Source organism: Nocardia sp. A7 (assembly GCF_046549215.1).
Classification (GTDB): domain Bacteria; phylum Actinomycetota; class Actinomycetes; order Mycobacteriales; family Mycobacteriaceae; genus Nocardia.
On the sequence record NZ_JAJPWE010000001.1, the window covers coordinates 164,825 to 182,200 of the forward strand.

Sequence of the window (17,376 nt, forward strand, 5' to 3'; positions counted from 1 at the left end):
CGTCGCAACACATCAGCGTCGCGCCGGACCCGGAATCGGCGACGGGACCCCAGCAGGAGCGAACACGTGCGACCACCCGGCATCGACACCGTCGACAGCTTGTTCGCCCTGCTCGAGCGGTGTGCCGACGCCTGGGACACCGCCGACCGCACCGGCGACCCCGTCGACATCCTCGATCACGATCGCCAGTGCGCGCAGTTGCTGCGCCGCGACTTCCCCGATGACGAAGAGCTCCAGGTCGCCGGCCTGCTGCACGATATCGGCCACGTCCTGGTCCCCGGCGACGACGCGGGCCACGGGACGCACGGCGCCGAGGCGGTACGCGGGCTGCTCGGCCCTCGCGTGGCCCGGCTGATCGAACTACACGTGACCGCGAAACGCTTTCTGGTGGCAACGGATTCCGCGCACGCGGCCACGTTGTCGGCATCGAGTCTGCGCACACTCATCGCGCAGGGCGGGCCGATGACACCCGCCGAGACCGATTCGTTCCGCGCGGACCCCGATTTCACCGCTGCCCTGGCGCTGCGCAGGGCTGATGACGCGGGCAAGGTGATCGGTCTCCGAGTCGCGCCACTGCAGACCTGGCGACCTGTTGTCGAACGCGTTGCGGCCCAGCTACTCTGATGCCGTCCAGCGCGATGTCGCGTTGGACCGCCCACCGATCAGCCTGCGAAGGTGAACAGTTCGAAGCCGACCGCGTGTGCGGCGGGGAACCCTTCCTTGGGACCCGTTGCGAACGTGACGATCTCGCGCACCTGTTCCGCCACCGGCACCGGGCTCAACACCTGCAGATAGCGCCGATGCGCCGACAACGACGCACGCGCCTGCTCCAGATGAGCGCCGACATCGACAGCATGGGTGGCTACCGGGCCGACGACGGCCGCCCAGCGCGCCGACCACGGTGGCAGATCAGCGATTTCGGGGAAGATCCATTCGTTGCCCGCGTCGGAGATCGCGTCCATCGCCGATCGGCCGACAGCCCGGTGGTCGGCGCTGTTGACGATTCCCGGCGCCCAGGTGTCGCCGAAGTTGAACAGCACCACCATCTCCGGGCGATGTCGACGCAACGCGGCGGCCAGTTCCCGACGCAGCGGGAGACCTTCTTCGATGCGGCCGTCCGGATGGTCGAGGAATTCGACGGTGTGGACGCCGACTTCACGCGCGCCGGAGATCTCCTCGATCTCCCGCAACGGCGCGGCCTGCGCGGGCGGGATCCCGGCGATCCCCGCCTCACCACGCGTGACGAGCAGATAGCGAATGTCCTTGCCCTGCCCCGTCCATCGCGCGACGGCCGCCGCGGCGCCGTATTCGATGTCGTCGGGGTGCGCGACGATCACCAGTCCGCGCTGCCAGTCCTCGGGTACCTGTTCCACACCGCCATGCTAACCACAGCCCACTAACTGATCGGGGTCTTGTCACTCCCCGACATCGCCTTGTACAGCAGATACACCCCGGTACCGATCGCCCCGATCACCAGAATGGGCATCAGCGCCTCGATCAGCGCGCCGAGAATCCAGAACGCGATCACCGCGACCACCACGATGCCGATGACTTTCAAGACCATGACGACTCCTTCGCCTCCTCGGCCGCCGTCCGGCGATCCGACACCTTCGATCCTCCCACCCAGCGACCAATAGATCACCAGGTCAGCGCCGATATCCGGGTGTAGATCAGGGTTCACCCCGAGACCGGAACCACATCCGGGCTACCGTGATCGGCATGGACTACTCGGCGTTGCTGTGCGCGAAGCTCACCGCCTTCGGCGACCTCATCACCCCCGACATCGACCTCGCCACGCCGGTGCCTTCCTGCGGTGACTGGACCTTCTACGACCTCGTCGACCATCTCGGGCGCGGCAATCTGTGGGTGGTGGCCGCGGTGGCCGAGCTGCGTGGCGATTTCGAGGGCGAGCCCGCACCGAAAGACCCGGTGGCCCTGCGGGAGTGGTACGAGTCGAGCGCCGACGCGATAGTGGCTTCGCTGGCCGCGGACGAAGATCAGGAGGCGTGGACGTTCACCCGGACCATGCCGCGCACCGTCGGCTTCTGGCGGCGGCGCCGCGCCCACGAGACGCTCATGCACCTGTGGGACGGCCGGAATGCCCTCGGCAGGGCCGATCCGTTCGACCCTGATCTCGCCGTCGACGGCATCGACGAAGTGTTCGAACTGTTCGCGCCTCGGATGATTCACCGCGGCCTCGCGGTCGAACCGGACGTGGCGCTGCGGGTGCGGGCCACCGACACCGGCAACAGCTGGACCTACGGCACTGGCGAGCCGGTCGCCGAGCTCGCGGGCACCGCGTCGGACCTGTTGCTGGCCCTGTGGGCGCGCAGATCCGCCGATGCGGCGGAGTTCACCTGGAACGGCGACCGCGCCGCGGGTGCGCGGGTACTGGCCGGGCCGCTCGTTCCGTAGGCGAACAACTGACGGCGAGCCGGACAAACGTCCATAATCGGGGCTCACCGCGTGTAGGAGGACTTTCATGGAACCCATCGTCACGATCACGAGCGGCGCGATCCGCGGCCACACCGAGGCCGGCGTCACGCGCTTTCTCGGCGTGCCGTACGCGGCGGCACCGGTCGGGCCGAAACGTTTCCAGCTGCCCGAACCCGCCCCGGCCTGGGATGGGGTACGCGAGGCGACCGAGATGGGCGCCACCTGCGCGCAGACACCGTATCCGGCCTACGCCGACGCGCTGATCGGCAGCGACGGCATCCCCGGCGACGACTACCTCAATGTGAACGTCTGGACGCCCGATCCCGGCGCCACCGGCCTGCCGGTGCTGGTGTGGATCCACGGCGGCGCGTTCACCCGCGGGTGCAACGCGAAGCCGATCTACGACGGGACCGCGTTCGCCCGCGACGGTGTGATCATGGTCGGGATCAACTACCGCCTCGGGGTGTCGGGGTTCGCCGAGATCGAGGGCGCACCGTCGAACCGCGGTCTGCACGACCAGATCTTCGCCCTGCGGTGGGTGCGCGAGAACATCGCCGCCTTCGGTGGCGACCCCGCCAATGTGACGATCTTCGGTGAGTCCGCCGGCGCGATGAGCGTGGCGGCGTTGATCGCCGCACCGCAGACGGCCGGGCTGTTCCGCCGGGCGATCATGCAGAGCGGCAACGGCGTGGTCGCCGCCGATCGGGCGGACGCGCGCAAGGTTTCCGCCGCGCTGGCCGCGGAGCTCGGAATCTCGCCTACCGCAGCAGATTTCGGAAAATTGGGCCCCGCCGAGTTGTGCACCGCGCAGAACGCCGTCGCATTGGCCGTGATGACCGATCCAGATCCCGAGCGGTGGGGTCGATCGGTGATCCAGCTCGGCGGCGGCATCATGAGCCTGTTCCCGGTGACCGACAACGACATCGTCGAAGGCCCACCGACCGAGGTGCTGCGCGCCCACCCGGACCGCGCGGTCCCCCTCATCGCGGGCTCCACCGCCGACGAGTTCCGCTTCTTCACCGTCCCCGCGGGCCTCGCCGCCGCCATCACCGCCGAGACGCTCCCGTTCGTCCTCACCCGCTATGGCATCGATCCCACAGTCGCCCAGGCCTATTCGACCGAGCGGCCCGACGCCACCCCCGCCGAGATCTTCAACGCCGTCATGACCGACCTGACCTTCCGTTCGGGCACCTACGACTTCGCCGCGGCCAACGCCACCACCGCCCCGACCAATGTCTACGAATTCGCCTGGCCGACAGCTCTTCCCGGCCTCGGCGCCTGCCACGTCCTGGAGATCCCCTTCGTCTTCGACACCGTCAAAGACGCCCACTCCCTCACCGGCCCCACCCCACCGCAGTCCCTGGCAGACGAGATGCATGCCGCCTGGGTCTCTTTCGCCACCGATGGCACCGCCGGTTGGGCACCGTTCACCACCGACGAGAAGAACGTCCGAATCTTCGACATCCCGGTGTCTGCCACCGTCACCGACCCCCGCGCCACCGAACTCGACGCCCTACGCACCGCGATCGCCCCGGCCTGACCTCCGGTCGGCACGCCGCGTCCCCGACCGGCGTGCCGACCGATGTGTTCGGGCAATCGCGGTGGTCGGACAGTTCTAGCGGGCCGAATCCGCTCCACCGGCGAGCAAGTCGGGGCCGTGGTCGGCCATGTCGGTCAGGGCCTGGGCCCAGCCGTCGAGGCGGTCGGCGGCTTCGCGCAGGTCGGCGACGATGCCGTTGAACTGGTAGGCCAGGACCGAGGATTCGGGGACGGCGAGGATGCGAGCCGCGGCGGCGACGAGTTGTTCGTATTCGACCACGCCGGTTTCCAAGCGGGCGAGGACGCCGACCACGGTGTTCTTCAGTGCCGCGACGGTGTCGGGGTTGGCCCGGCCGACGGTGTCGGCGGCCTGTTCCATGGCGACCACATCGGCGGCGAGCGCGTGCAGGGCCCCCGCGCCCGAGCTTGCCGTTTCCAGGAGGTCGCGCAGTTCGTCTTCGGGGAGGCGGCGGGTGCGCGCGATCTGGGCACCGAGGTCGTAGAGGGCCCGTTCGGCGCGGAGCAGGCGCTGGATGGGGGCGCGCGCGGCCGAGCGAATGCCAGGCGATCTGCGGGCGACGAAAGCCGCCTGGGGCAGCGGTTTACCCCGCAGCTCGAGATAGCGGCGGGCGGTGATCGCAGTACCGGTGACGAAGGCGATAGCGCCACCACCGATCACCACGACCGCCCAGGCCGGCGCCGAGATCACGGCCAAGCCGACGGCACCGACCGTGGTGATACCGGAAGCGGTACCGAGCTGAAAACTGCGTCTGCGCACCCGCCGTCGACGCCGCAACTCACGTTCGCGGGGGTCGGCCCAGCGCCGCACCGCGACGAGTGCCTGCTCACCGACCCCACGCAGAGTCGCGGGCACCGAGCCGACCTGCGCGGTCGCCGCCGGATCCACGATCTCGACGGCGCGCCGCCTGTTGCCGTTCATCCCCTCATCCTTCCACCGCCCGACCACGCCCCGGGTCTCGATGCCGACCTCCCCAGCCCCGTACGACCCGACCTCGAGGAGGGTCCGCCGCGAAGCGGCGGTTCGCGGCCGGGTCGCCGGTCAGGCACCGCCGCGTAGGCGACGAAGGAGCAAGCAGCGGTGCCTGACCGGCGGCCCGTGGTGGCCGCGAACTCGAGCGCGCCAGCGCTCCAATATTACAGCGCTTGGCCTTTGTTGATGTTGGGCGCCGGTGCGGCCTTGGGCTGCGCCGGGTCGATCGCCGCGTTGGTGTTGCCGGTGGGCAACGCGTCACCACGCATGGAGGCGCGGATCTGCTCGAGCTTGCTGTGCCCGGCCATCTGGACGCTGGCCTGCTGCACCTCCATCATGCGACCCTGCACCGTGTTCTGCGCCAGCTCGGCCGAACCGAGCGCATTGGCGTAGCGACGCTCGATCTTGTCGCGCACGGCGTCCAGGCTGGGCGTGGAGCCCGGCGCGGACAGGGTGGAATCCATCTGCTGCAGCGAGGCCGAGACCTGCTCCTGCATCTTGGCCTGCTCGAGCTGGCTGAGCAGCTTGGTGCGCTCGGCGACCTTCTGCTGCAACATCATCGCGTTCTGCTCGACCGCCTTCTTGGCCTGTGCGGCGGCCTGCAGGGACTGATCGTGCAACACCTTGAGGTCTTCCACCGACTGCTCGGCGGTGACCAGCTGGGCGGCGAACGCCTCGGCGGCGTTGGTGTACTGGATCGCCTTCTCGGTGTCGCCCGCCGCCTGCGCCTGATCGGCCAGGGTGACGGCCTGACGGGCGTTGGCGTTGAGCTTCTCGACCTCGTCGAGCTGGCGGTTCAGCTTCATCTCCAGCTGACGCTGGTTGCCGATCACCGACGCCGCCTGCTGCGACAGCGCCTGATGCTGACGCTGCGCCTCCTCGATCGCCTGCTGGATCTGGACCTTCGGATCCGCATGCTCTTCGATCTTGGAGTCGAAGAGGGCCATCATGTACTTCCAGGCCTTCACGAACGGATTAGCCATCGATTGATCCCGCCTCCATCTGTGCGTCGCTGCAGCGACTGGTGGTACGCGACCGTCACGCACCAGATACGTGCTCATCCTTCACCATGCGGCACCCGGACCGACAGTGGCCGGACCGATCGACGCCTGATTAGAATCTATCCGTTCTCGCCAGCGGTGTGCAGTGTCTCGCGCCTTGTGCGCACGGTTCGCCGCATCACATTCCCTTCACCAGTACCAGCATCTCGGCCCTCGGCGCCGGGATGACGATGCGGGTGTCTTCGGCGATACCGATCCGCGCGCCCTGCTCGACCGTGGCGGTCGCGGAGGCGGATGCCTCGCCCGCGGCGGGTTCGGCAGGGGGGACGGATTCGGCCGCGGCGGGCTCGCGCTCGGCGGCGGGGCCGGTGAGCGCGGGTTCGCGCGGCGCGGAGCCGTCGGCTCCCGCCATCAGGGTGCTCACGTCCCACAGCACGCGCGAGAGCGGCACGTCGAGTGCCTCGCAGATGCTGGCGAGCAGTTCACTGGAGGCTTCCTTGCGGCCGCGCTCCACTTCCGACAGATAGCCGAGGCTCACGCGCGCCGAGGTCGACACCTCGCGCAGCGTTCGATGCTGGGCGAGACGCGCACGCCGCAGACTGTCCCCGATTGCCTCCCGCAGCAGCGTCATCTCGTTCTCCTCAACCTCGTGTCACCGCCGTAGCGGTGCTCACCTCTTTCTGGCACAACGTCGAGCATGGACCGGTGGTTCCCGAACCGGGCTACTTCATCCTGACCGGCCCGAATTCACACAGCGCAGCAACTCCCGCACCGCACTGTGCACCGCACCGAGTCTGATCGTCCACCGGTCTCCGTGCAGTTTCAACCGGACCACCTCACTGTGCTGTGGACCGGCCAATCCGAGGTATACCGTGCCGACGGGATGCCCGTCCTGGGAATCGGGTCCAGCGACCCCGGTCAATCCGATCCCCCAGTCCGCGCCGCACTGCTCGCGGGCCCCCACGGCGAGCTGTTCGGCGGTCGAGGCGGCGACCGGTCCGTCGGTGCGAAGCAGGTCGTCGTCGACGCGGGCCAGCCGGCTCTTGAGGTCCGTGGCGTAGACGATCAATCCGCCCCGCAGCACCGCGCTCGCGCCGGGAACCCCCGCCACCGTGGCAGCGAGCAGACCTGCGGTGAGCGATTCAGCGGTGGCGACGGTCTGACCTGCCGCGTTCAGGGCCTGGACCAGTTCGGCGACCGGCGCACCGTCGACGAGCGGGTCGCTCACGAGCGCGACCGTCCACCCGCCAGCCACACTCTGCCCGCCTGCCCCACGTAATCCAGGCCGGTGGCCACCGTCAGCGCCAGGGCCAGGTACATCAGCCACATGCCCGCGGTGGCGAACACACCGGACAGCGGCAGCACCAGCAGCGCGATCGCCACCGACTGCACCAGCGTTTTGAGCTTGCCGCCGCGTCCCGCCGGGATCACCCCGCGCCGCACGACCACCAAGCGCAGCAGCGTGATGCTGATCTCGCGGCCGCAGATGACCACCGTGATCCACCACGGCAGATCCCCGAGCACCGAGAGCCCGATCAGCGCCGCTCCGATCAGCGCCTTGTCCGCGATGGGGTCGGCCAGCTTCCCGAAATCGGTGACCAATCCGTATTTGCGGGCCAGTTGCCCGTCGAAGCGGTCGGTGATCGCGGCCAGGCCGAAGACCGCCGCGGCGATGACCCGCCAGCGCGTGTCGTGCCCGCCCTCGGCGAACAGCGCCAGCACGAACAACGGCACCAGCACGATGCGCGCGATCGTCAGCACATTCGCGATATTCAGCAGGGGAACCTGCGTTTCGGGCACCACGTGCATCGGCGTCACCGCGCTCGACCCATGATCGATCTCCTCGGGTCGCACGCTCGCGCTGTGTCTGTCCGGCATACTCGGGCGGCCTACGTGGCTACGCTTGGCTACCGCCTCCGGCCGCTGACCGCTCATGCCCTGCCCTCTCGGCACTCACCGGCACTGCGCCGAAATCCCACGGTTTCGCGAGCTGTTTGCTCGCGCGATCGGTGCCACGTGATCCGGTCGCCGAGCCCGGCGCGATGCGAGGAGCGGAACGACAGGATGTGCGGCACATGTTCAGACTATCGGTAACCGGTCCGACTACTGTGCACCCATGACCTCACGGGGACCCTCGAGCAGTCCTACCAGCGACGCGCCTTCGGCCGCGCCCACTGTGGCGCCTGTTTCCGGTGTGGTCGTCCGACGAGCGCGAACCTCCGATGTCCCCGAGATCAAGCGTCTGGTCGACGAGTACGCGGGCCGCATCCTGCTGGAGAAGAACCTGGTCACGCTGTACGAATCGGTCCAGGAATTCTGGGTTGCCGAGCTCGACGGACAGGTCGTCGGCTGCGGCGCGTTGCACGTGCTGTGGGCCGATCTGGGCGAAGTCCGCACTGTCGCGGTGGATCCCGTCGTCAAGGGCCGCGGGGTCGGCGGCGCGGTGGTCGCGCACCTGATCACCGTCGCCCGCGAACTGCAATTGCAGCGTGTGTTCGTGCTCACGTTCGAGGTGGACTTCTTCGGCAGGCACGGGTTCGTGGAGATCGATGGCACCCCCGTCACCGCCGAGGTGTACGCGGAGATGTGTCGCTCCTACGACACCGGTGTCGCCGAGTTCCTCGACCTCAGCTTCGTCAAGCCCAACACCCTCGGCAACACCCGCATGCTGCTCACCCTGTAGAAATCCCTCGCGAGAAAGTGATCGACTGTGCCGATCTTCGCCGTCCACTACACCTATTCCGAGTCCACCGCGGCCGACCGCGCGACCAACCGCCCTGAGCACCGCGGCTGGTTGAACGCGCTCGTCGACGCGGGCACGGTGCTCACCAGCGGCCCCTACCCCGACGGTTCGGGCGCGCTGCTGCTGTTCCGGGCCGAGGACGCGCCCTCGCTGACCGACCTGCTCACCGACGATCCGTTCGCGAAGCTCGGCCTGATCGACGCCGTCCGCGTGGTCGAATGGCTGCCGGTGATGGGCGCCTTCGCCGAATAGTCGTTCGCACAGACGGCACTGCCCGGAACCACAACGGTTCCGGGCAGTGCCGCGTTCGGACGAGGGGTTCAGGCGTTGGTGCGGCGGGTGCGCAGCAAGCTGGCCACCGTCGCGATGACCAGAATGCCGATGATCACGCTCAGCGAAACCGCCGTGGAGATCTCCGGGACGCTCACGTGCTCGCCGCCGTTAATGAACGACAGCGTGTTCTCGTGCAGCGCGTGCAGCACCAGCTTCACACCGATGAACGCCAGAATCGCGGCCAGACCGTAGGACAGGTACACCAGGCGATCGAGCAGCCCGCCGATGAGGAAGAACAGCTGACGCAGACCCATCAACGCGAAGGCGTTGGCGGTGAACACCAGGTACGGCTCTTCAGTGAGACCGTAGATCGCCGGGATCGAGTCCAGCGCGAACAGCAGGTCGGCGAAACCGATGGCCAGCAGCGCGAGCAGCAGCGGGGTCAACACGCGTTTGCCGTTGATCCGGGTGATGAGCTTGTCACCGTCGTACTCGTCGGTGGTCGGCAGGAACCGCTTGGCCAGCGAGACGATGTAGCTGTCGCGCTTTTCCTCGTGTTCGGCCTCGTGCCCGCTCTCGCGCAGCAGATTGATCGCGGTATAGATCAGGAACGCGCCGAACAGGTAGAACACCCAGCTGTAAGCGCTGATCGCGGCCGCGCCGACCGCGATGAACACACCGCGCATCACCAGCGCCAGCACGATGCCGATCAGCAGCACCTTCTGCTGGTAGATCCGCGGCACAGCGAAGGTGCTCATGATGATGAGGAAGATGAAGAGGTTGTCGACCGAGAGAGCTTTCTCGGTGACGAAGCCCGCGTAGTACTCCCCCGCGAAGGTACCGCCCCACTTCCAGGCGACGAACAGGCCGAACAGCAGCGCCAAGCTGATGTAGACGGCCGACCAGATGCCCGATTCCTTGAAGGTGGGCTCGTGCGGGGTGCGCACGTGGGCGTAGAAGTCGAAGACGAACAGGCCGAGGATCACCAGTCCGGTGATCACCCACTCGAGCGTGGTCACCTGCATGTGGTGGTCCGATCGATGAAGTTCATGTCGTCCATCATGCCCGAATTGTCCGTTTCAGTTAGCTTGCAGAACGATTGCTCGCCATGATTTCACACACACCGGCGGTCGCGCACACGCCGCGCACACGAAAAAGCGCTGTCGCGGCGTCCTCGCCCGCTGCTACCGTCACCGCATCATCGGCGACGACACACACCCGAGAGGAGCGAGCCGTGTACGAATCCACCGCGCAGATCCAGCGCCGAACCGCGATGCACCGGCTCCGCCCCGGTGTAGTGATGTCGGGTACCAGCCTCGCGCGCGCCCGCTTCACCGCCTGAACTGGCGATCGCCGCCCGACCCACCTTTCGGGCATGTCGATGACCATGAGCCGTGCCAGGTCCCTCCTCGTTCGTCGCCGCCTGCTTCCGGCACGGTCAGAGCAAACCAGGGGACGGCGTTACTCGTCGTCGGACGCGCCCGGATCACCGCCACGAATCGACCACAGCAAACCGTCGAGCTCATCGGGCTTGATCAGCACGTCGCGCGCCTTGGAGCCCTCGCTGGGCCCGACCACACCGCGCGTCTCCATCAGGTCCATCAACCGGCCGGCCTTGGCGAAGCCGACCCGCAGCTTGCGCTGCAACATCGAGGTCGAACCGAACTGTGAGGTGACCACCAACTCCACCGCCTGCAGCAGCACATCCATGTCGTCGCCGATATCGGGATCGACGTCCTTGATCTCACCCGCCTTGGCCGCGGTGACGCCCTCCTGATACTCGGGCTCGGCCTGGGTCTTGCTGAATTCGACGACGGCCTGGATCTCCTCGTCGGAGATGAACGCGCCCTGCAGGCGGGTCGGCTTGCCCTGCCCCATCGGCAGGAACAGGCCGTCGCCCATGCCGATCAGTTTCTCCGCACCCGGCTGGTCAAGGATCACGCGCGAATCGGTGAGCGAGGAGGTGGCGAAGGCCAGTCGCGAGGGCACATTGGTCTTGATCAGACCGGTCACCACGTCCACCGACGGTCGCTGTGTGGCCAGCACCAGGTGGATGCCCGCGGCACGCGCCTTCTGAGTGATCCGCACGATCGCGTCCTCGACGTCGCGCGGGGCGGTCATCATCAGGTCGGCGAGCTCGTCGACGATGGCCAGGATGTAGGGGTAGGGCCGGTAGACGCGTTCGCTACCCAGCGGGGCGGTGATCTTGCCCGAGCGCACATTCTTGTTGAAATCGTCGATGTGGCGGACCTTGTTGGCCTGCATGTCCTGGTAGCGCTGTTCCATCTCCTCCACCAGCCAGGCCAGCGCGGCGGCGGCCTTCTTGGGCTGGGTGATGATGGGCGTGATCAGATGCGGAATGCCCTCGTACGGCGTGAGCTCCACCATCTTCGGGTCGATCAGGATCATCCTGACCTCCTCGGGGGTGGCCCGGTGCAGCAGCGAGATCAGCATCGAGTTCACGAAACTCGACTTACCCGAACCGGTGGAACCGGCCACCAGCAGGTGCGGCATCTTGGCCAGATTCGCCGAGACGAACTCGCCCTCGATGTTCTTGCCGAGGCCGATCACCAGCGGATGGTGGTCGTTGCGGGTGTGCGGCGACTTCAGGACGTCGGCCAGGCGCACCAATTCGCGGTCGGCATTGGGCACTTCGATACCCACGGCCGACTTACCGGGGATGGGCGCGAGCAGGCGCACGTTCTCGGTGGCGACGGCGTAGGCGAGGTTGCGGGCCAGCGCGGTGATCTTCTCGACCTTGACGCCAGGACCGAGCTCCACCTCGTAGCGGGTGACCGTCGGGCCACGCACGAAGCCGGTGACGGCGGCGTCGATCTTGAACTGCACCAGCACCTCGGTGATCGCCTCGATCATCGATTCGTTGGCCGCGGAACGTTTCTTTGGCGGATCGCCGTCGAGCAGCAGCGTCAGCGGGGGCAGTATGTAGTCGCCGTCGACGACGCGGTCGGTGACGAACTCCGGTTCCGGTGGCGGCGGCGGGGTCTGGTCGACCGGCTTGACCACCGGCCGCTTGCGCGCCGGTTTCGGGGCGGGTGCGGGTGCGGGTGCGGGCGGTTCGTCGATCGGTTTGGCGTCGCGCAGCGGTGGTTCGCCCAGCGACTCGGTGACCGCGTCGGAGCCGGCGAACTCCTCGGGCGGGTAGCTGTCGTCCGGGTTGCGGCGACGGGTTCGGTTGCGGTGCACCGGAAATCCGTCGGCGTCGTAGTTGGCCGGATCGTAAGGGTCGGTGTCGTCGGCGTATTCGCCGAGACCGAAGTACTCGCGCAGCCGCGTCGGTACCTCGCGCACAGTGGTGCCGGTGAGCAACAACACACCGAACATCATGGCCAGCAACAGGATCGGTAGCGCGAGCCACGGCGTGAGGCCCCGGCCGAGCGGACCGCCGATCGCGTAGCCGAGTGCGCCCGCCGCTGTGGCGCGACCGTCCGCGTCGGTCGGCGAACCGGCCGCCAGGTGCCACACCCCCAGCGTGGGGAGCACCACGAGCAGCCCGCCCAGGACCAGCCGCGGCCGGATCTCCGGATGCGGTTCGGTGCGCATCAGCACCACCGCGAGCGCGACCAGCAGAATCGGTGCCAGCACGGCCGCGGAACCGGCTATCGCCCGCACGACGTCTTCGAGGAAACGACCGACCGGTCCGCCCGCCGAGAGCCACATCGCGGCGGCGATGATCGCGCTCAACGCGATGAGTGCCAACCCGATTCCGTCGCGGCGGTGCCCGTGGTCGAGTTCGCCCGCTCGGCTCAACGTGCGGGTAGTAGCACCGAGACCGCGCGCCAGCATGGTCCAGCTACTGCCGATACCGCGTCCGATCACGGCCAGCGGTGCGGTGTTGGACGCGCGTTTGACCGGCCTGCGCACGGGCGTGGTACGCCCACGCGGGGGCGGTGTCGCGCGCGGTGTCGCCGAACGAGACCGCGCCGCAGAAGTGCGCCCCCTGGTCGATCCCGCCCGCGCACGAGAGGTCGTGGTGCTGCGGGACTTACCTGCCATGACCTCAGGCTAGCCGCTCCGGCACCGCTGAGACCATCCGCAACACTGGTCCCACCCCGCCCACCGGGGTGATCCGGCCCGGATGCGCAGGTCGCAGCGCCCCGGTCAGCACGGGGATTTCTCGCGGGGAACAGCGTTTCGCGGGCGGCGAACTTATCGAATCCTTGCCGATCGCCCCTCTTTCGAGCGTTCTGGGCCCGCAGCGCTGGCGCGAGCACCAGCCCGGTCGGTACTTTGACAGCGCTCTATCGGGTCGTCGACCCGTGCTTATGAAGGGGAAGCTACAAGTGAAGAGACTGCTCACCAGCGCGGCTGTGCTGGGCGCCGCCACCGTGGCCATGTTCGCGGGGCACATCGCACCGGCACACGCACAGGCCGACAACTACGGCGCACTCGCGCTGTCGCGTAACGGCGCATCCAGCATCACCGCCAATTACGACAGCTACGCGGCGGCCGAGTCGGCGGCGATCAATGGCTGCCAGCGCAGCGGCGGGGGCGCCGGTTGTGACGTGAAGGTGTCGTGGCGCAACGGATGTGGCGCACTCGCCGAATCGCGTCGCTCCTACAGCTGGGCGTCGGCGCCTTCGCTGCGTGAGGCCAAGCGCAACGCGATCAACGCCAACCGCGGCGGCGCCGCCAGCATCATCAACTGGAACTGCACCGCGGGCTACGGGCTGTAAGTCGCCGGCGACCCGCCGGAGAATCGCTCCGGCGACACATTTTATTTTGGGGAGATCAGTGAACAATCGCATGTTCAGAACAGCGGCCGCCCTGGCGGTGGCCGTCGCCGCGTTCGGCTCGGCCGCGTGCAGCAGCAGCGACGAGCCTGCCTCGGCCGCGCCGACGACGACCGCGGGCGCCGGATTCGAGGACGGCAAGAAGGTCGACGGCACCCAGGAGGGTGACGCACCGATGACCACCACCGTGCCGAACCTGCCCGCGCCGACGGTCGAGGAACTCAACGCCCGCCTCGACAAGGCGCTCGCAGGCCAGCTGACCGACGACGAGAAGGCCACCTTCATCGAGGACGCCGAGCGCGACCCGTACCTGGTCGACAAGTTCGTCGAGGCCGCGAAGAAGAACAATGTCAAAGCAAAGATCACCAGCGTCGGCACACCGGCTGACGGCAAGGTGACCGCACCCGCCGACGTCACCATCGACGGCACCCCGGTCAAGGGTGCGACGGTGGAATTCGTGGCAGCCGAGGGCGGCTGGCGCGTGTCACACGAGTTCACCTGCAACATCGTGAAGTCGGCCCAGCTCGACTCCGCGGCCTGCCAGGCCTGAGCAACTGTAGGCAGATAACCGAAAACCGCTGGGCGACCATGTCGCCCAGCGGTTTTCGTGTCTTCGACCGATCAGACGGCGACGACCGTCGGCACGATCATCGGGCGACGACGGTAGACGTCGGCGACCCAGCGGCCCACCACCCGGCGCACGCCCTGGGCGATGCGATGGGTGTCGGTGATGCCCTCACCGGCCAGGCGCAGCAGCTCCGCCTCGACCAGTTCGTTGGCGCCGTCGAGCGCGGTGCGGTCGTCGGAGAAGCCGCGCCCGTTGAGCTCGGGCGTGCTGACCGGCTTGCCGGTGGTCGAGTCGATGACGATGGTGATGGAGATGAAACCACCCTCACCCAGGACCAGGCGGTCCGACAGGGTCGATTCGCCGACGTCACCGACCGACAGGCCGTCGACGTAGACGTGCCCGACCGGCACGCGGCCGACGATGGAGGCGATACCGTCGACCAGGTCGACCACCACACCGTCCTCGGCGAGCATGACCCGTTCCTCGGGCACACCGGTCGCCACGGCCAGTGCGGCGTTGGCGCGCAGGTGCCGCCACTCGCCGTGCACGGGCATCGCGTTGGTCGGACGCACCGCGTTGTACAGGTACAGCAGCTCACCCGCGGAGGCGTGCCCGGAGACGTGCACCTTGGCGTTCTGCTGGGTGATCACGGTCGCGCCGAGCCGGGCCAGGCCGTTGACCACGGCGAACACCGAGTTCTCGTTACCGGGGATCAGCGAGGACGCCAGCACCACCAGGTCGTCGGCGCGGATGTTGATCTGGCGGTGCTCACCGCGCGCCATGCGCGAGAGCGCCGACAGCGGCTCGCCCTGGGAACCGGTGGAGATCAGCACCAGGCGGTTGCCGGGCAGGTTCGCGGCCTGGTCGAGGGTGACCACGACATTGTCGGGGACCGTCAGGTACCCGAGGTCCTGGGCGATCTCCATGTTGCGGACCATCGAGCGGCCGACGAAGCAGACCTTGCGGTTGTACTTCTGCGCGACGTCGACAACCTGCTGGATGCGGTGCACGTGGCTGGCGAACGAGGCCACGATGACGCGGTTGGTGGCCTTGCCGATGACATTGTCGAGCACGCCACCGATCTCGCGCTCGGGGGTGACGAAGCCGGGGACCTCGGCATTGGTGGAGTCGACCAGGAACAGGTCGACGCCCTCGTCGCCAAGGCGCGAGAACCCGGCCAGGTCGGTGAGGCGACCGTCGAGGGGCAGCTGGTCGAGCTTGATGTCACCGGTGTGCAGCACCACGCCCGCCGGGGTGCGGATGGCGACGGCGAGCGCGTCGGGGATCGAGTGGTTGACCGCGAAGTACTCGAGCTCGAACGGGCCGTGCACCGTGGTCTCGCCCTCGGCGACCTCGCGCAGCTTGGGCTGCAGGCGGTGCTCACGTGCCTTGGCCGCGACCAGGGCGAGGGTGAACTTGGCGCCGATCACCGGGATGTCCTGGCGCAGGCGCAGCAGGAACGGCACGGCTCCGATGTGGTCCTCGTGGCCGTGGGTGAGCACGACGGCGACGACGTCGTCCATCCGGTTCTCGATGGGCCCGAAGTCCGGCAGGATCAGGTCGACGCCGGGCTGCTGGTCCTCGGGGAACAGCACACCGCAGTCGACGATCAGCAACTTGCCGCCGTATTCGAAGACGGTCATGTTGCGACCGATCTCGCCGATACCGCCGAGTGCGAACAGTCGAAGACCGTTCTTCACCAGCTTCGGCGGCGCGCCCAACTTGTCGTGGGCGGCCTTCTCGCGCGGCTCGGCGACCGGCGCGGCGCCGCGACCGCGACCACCGCCCTGCCTGCCACGGCCGCCGCCGCGGGACTGCTCGGCCGCGGGCTTGGTCTTGGCTTCGGCCTGCTTGGCCTTGGCTTCGGTGACCGGCTTGGTCCTGGCGCGGCGGGGCGCGGCCTTCTTCGCGGTCACCGACTCTTCGGCGACGCCGCGCAGATCGGTGTCCACCGCGGCGGCACCGGCCAGATTCGCCTCGGCGACAACCTCGGCGATCGGTTCGGCAATGGCCGATTCCTGCGCCGCGGGGGCAGCCTGCACACTCTCCACAGGTATCGGCTCGGGCGCACCGGCGGCACGCGATGCCGCACGGCGACGGGGCTTACGGGCTACGGGTTCGGTCATGCCGACACCCCCGCTGCCTGCAGGTCGAGCATCAGTTCCTCCAGTTGTGCCTGCGTCGGCATCAGCTGGGGCAACCGGGGCTCACCTACGTCGATGCCGAGCAATCGGAGTCCTCCCTTACACATCGCCACACCTCCCAGGCGGGTCATGGCCGCATACAGCGGCAGTAGTGTCGCGTTGATCTCTCGCGCCCTGGCCACGTCACCGGTGGTGTAGGCCTGATGGATCTCGCGCAGTCGGTCCGGCACGAGGTGGCCGATGACGCTGATGAACCCGATCGCACCGACCGAGAGCCAGGGCAGATTCAGTCCGTCGTCACCGGAGTAGAAATCCAGATCGGTGGTCGCGATGAGATCGGCTCCGGAGACGAGATCGCCCTTGGCATCCTTCACCGCGACGATGTTGGGATGCTCGGCAAGGCGCCGGATCGTGTCGATGGCGATAGGCACCACCGACCTCGGTGGAATGTCGTACAGGGTGATCGGCAGCGCAGTGGCGTCGGCGACCGCGGTGAAGTGCGCGATCAGGCCTTCCTGGGTGGGCCGCGAGTAATACGGCGTCACGACGAGCAGACCGTGCGCGCCCGCGTTCTCCGCGGCACGCGCCAGTTCGATCGAATGCGCGGTGTCGTAGGTACCCGCGCCCGCGACCACGGTGGCCCGGTCGCCGACACCGTCGACGACCGCGCGGAGCAGATCAACCTTCTCGGTTTCGGTCGTGGTCGGCGACTCACCGGTTGTTCCCGAGATGATCAGCAGGTCGACCCCACGGTCGACCAGGTGTGCCGCCAGTGCGACACCGGCATCGACGTCGAGCTTGCCCGCAGCGCTGAAGGGGGTCACCATCGCGACACCGACCGTGCCGGACGCGCGCAGCTCCGTTGGCGTCGATTCACCGTTCGTCATGGTCAGAAAGGCTACCCGGTCGCCGGATGCGCCTCGACACCCT

At 68.0% G+C, this 17,376-nt stretch carries 18 protein-coding genes; 7 read left to right on the top strand and 11 right to left on the bottom strand.

From position 1 onward, the window contains the following. Positions 1-66 precede the first annotated feature (66 nt). Positions 67-624: an HD domain-containing protein gene (locus ACLJPD_RS00725; protein ID WP_410869705.1), complete on the top strand. Its 558-nt coding sequence runs from the start codon at positions 67-69 to the stop codon at positions 622-624. Between the two features lie 38 nt (positions 625-662). Here the strand turns inward: ACLJPD_RS00725 and ACLJPD_RS00730 are convergent, their stop codons facing one another. Next, positions 663-1,373 (bottom strand): PIG-L deacetylase family protein, encoded by a 711-nt coding sequence (locus tag ACLJPD_RS00730; RefSeq protein ID WP_410869706.1) that lies wholly within the window; start codon positions 1,371-1,373, stop codon positions 663-665. Positions 1,374-1,396: 23 nt separating this feature from the next. After that, a complete protein-coding gene (locus tag ACLJPD_RS00735) occupies positions 1,397-1,564 on the bottom strand; it encodes a hypothetical protein (protein WP_378626590.1) in 168 nt (55 codons plus the stop codon). Positions 1,565-1,719: 155 nt separating this feature from the next. Between ACLJPD_RS00735 and ACLJPD_RS00740 the strand changes: the two genes are divergently transcribed. Together ACLJPD_RS00740 and ACLJPD_RS00745 are read left to right on the top strand one after the other, a co-directional pair. Next, entirely contained in the window at positions 1,720-2,415 is a 696-nt protein-coding gene (locus ACLJPD_RS00740; RefSeq protein WP_410869707.1) for a maleylpyruvate isomerase family mycothiol-dependent enzyme, read from the top strand. A 67-nt stretch (positions 2,416-2,482) separates the two neighbouring features. Beyond that, positions 2,483-3,976 carry a carboxylesterase/lipase family protein gene (locus tag ACLJPD_RS00745; RefSeq protein WP_410869708.1) on the top strand — a complete coding sequence of 498 codons (1,494 nt, stop codon included), beginning with the start codon at positions 2,483-2,485 and terminating at the stop codon, positions 3,974-3,976. 75 nt (positions 3,977-4,051) lie between these two features. On the opposite strand, the gene pspM is transcribed toward ACLJPD_RS00745, so the two are convergent. From pspM to pgsA, 5 genes are all read right to left on the bottom strand, one after another. Further along, complete coding sequence (pspM, locus tag ACLJPD_RS00750; protein ID WP_410869709.1) at positions 4,052-4,915, bottom strand: phage shock envelope stress response protein PspM; 864 nt, start codon at positions 4,913-4,915, stop codon at positions 4,052-4,054. Between the two features lie 215 nt (positions 4,916-5,130). Beyond that, the gene (pspA, locus tag ACLJPD_RS00755) at positions 5,131-5,949 is read right to left on the bottom strand and encodes a phage shock protein PspA (protein WP_410869710.1); all 819 of its coding nucleotides are present in this window, start codon (positions 5,947-5,949) and stop codon (positions 5,131-5,133) included. A 196-nt stretch (positions 5,950-6,145) separates the two neighbouring features. Further along, positions 6,146-6,598, bottom strand: coding sequence for a helix-turn-helix domain-containing protein (locus ACLJPD_RS00760; RefSeq protein WP_410869711.1), 453 nt, complete (start codon positions 6,596-6,598; stop codon positions 6,146-6,148). Between the two features lie 96 nt (positions 6,599-6,694). Further along, a complete protein-coding gene (locus tag ACLJPD_RS00765) occupies positions 6,695-7,195 on the bottom strand; it encodes a CinA family protein (protein WP_410869712.1) in 501 nt (166 codons plus the stop codon). Then, the gene (pgsA, locus tag ACLJPD_RS00770) at positions 7,192-7,845 is read right to left on the bottom strand and encodes a CDP-diacylglycerol--glycerol-3-phosphate 3-phosphatidyltransferase (RefSeq protein ID WP_410869713.1); all 654 of its coding nucleotides are present in this window, start codon (positions 7,843-7,845) and stop codon (positions 7,192-7,194) included. The genes ACLJPD_RS00765 and pgsA overlap by 4 nt, the downstream gene beginning before the upstream one ends. Positions 7,846-8,083: 238 nt before the next feature. On the opposite strand from pgsA, the gene ACLJPD_RS00775 reads away from it, so the two are divergent. Together ACLJPD_RS00775 and ACLJPD_RS00780 are read left to right on the top strand one after the other, a co-directional pair. Next, positions 8,084-8,650: an amino-acid N-acetyltransferase gene (locus tag ACLJPD_RS00775; protein ID WP_410869714.1), complete on the top strand. Its 567-nt coding sequence runs from the start codon at positions 8,084-8,086 to the stop codon at positions 8,648-8,650. Positions 8,651-8,677: 27 nt separating this feature from the next. Beyond that, positions 8,678-8,962, top strand: coding sequence for a YciI family protein (locus ACLJPD_RS00780; RefSeq protein ID WP_410869715.1), 285 nt, complete (start codon positions 8,678-8,680; stop codon positions 8,960-8,962). Between the two features lie 68 nt (positions 8,963-9,030). Here ACLJPD_RS00780 and ACLJPD_RS00785 read toward each other — a convergent pair whose 3' ends face one another. Together ACLJPD_RS00785 and ACLJPD_RS00790 are read right to left on the bottom strand one after the other, a co-directional pair. Next, positions 9,031-10,008, bottom strand: a complete 978-nt coding sequence (locus ACLJPD_RS00785) for a TerC family protein (RefSeq protein WP_410869716.1) — start codon at positions 10,006-10,008, stop codon at positions 9,031-9,033. Positions 10,009-10,444: 436 nt separating this feature from the next. Continuing rightward, positions 10,445-12,997, bottom strand: coding sequence for a DNA translocase FtsK 4TM domain-containing protein (locus ACLJPD_RS00790; RefSeq protein WP_410869717.1), 2,553 nt, complete (start codon positions 12,995-12,997; stop codon positions 10,445-10,447). Between the two features lie 287 nt (positions 12,998-13,284). Here ACLJPD_RS00790 and ACLJPD_RS00795 point away from each other — a divergent pair, with 287 nt between their 5' ends. Then, a complete protein-coding gene (locus tag ACLJPD_RS00795; protein ID WP_410869718.1) occupies positions 13,285-13,677 on the top strand; it encodes a DUF4189 domain-containing protein in 393 nt (130 codons plus the stop codon). A 70-nt stretch (positions 13,678-13,747) separates the two neighbouring features. Further along, positions 13,748-14,284, top strand: a complete 537-nt coding sequence (locus ACLJPD_RS00800; protein ID WP_410869719.1) for a hypothetical protein — start codon at positions 13,748-13,750, stop codon at positions 14,282-14,284. A 71-nt stretch (positions 14,285-14,355) separates the two neighbouring features. On the opposite strand, the gene ACLJPD_RS00805 is transcribed toward ACLJPD_RS00800, so the two are convergent. Both ACLJPD_RS00805 and dapA read right to left on the bottom strand, forming a co-directional pair. Next, on the bottom strand, positions 14,356-16,428 hold the full coding sequence (locus ACLJPD_RS00805) for a ribonuclease J (RefSeq protein WP_410869720.1): 2,073 nt from the start codon (positions 16,426-16,428) through the stop codon (positions 14,356-14,358). Continuing rightward, on the bottom strand, positions 16,425-17,333 hold the full coding sequence (dapA, locus tag ACLJPD_RS00810; RefSeq protein WP_410869721.1) for a 4-hydroxy-tetrahydrodipicolinate synthase: 909 nt from the start codon (positions 17,331-17,333) through the stop codon (positions 16,425-16,427). The genes ACLJPD_RS00805 and dapA overlap by 4 nt, the downstream gene beginning before the upstream one ends. Positions 17,334-17,376 lie beyond the last annotated feature (43 nt).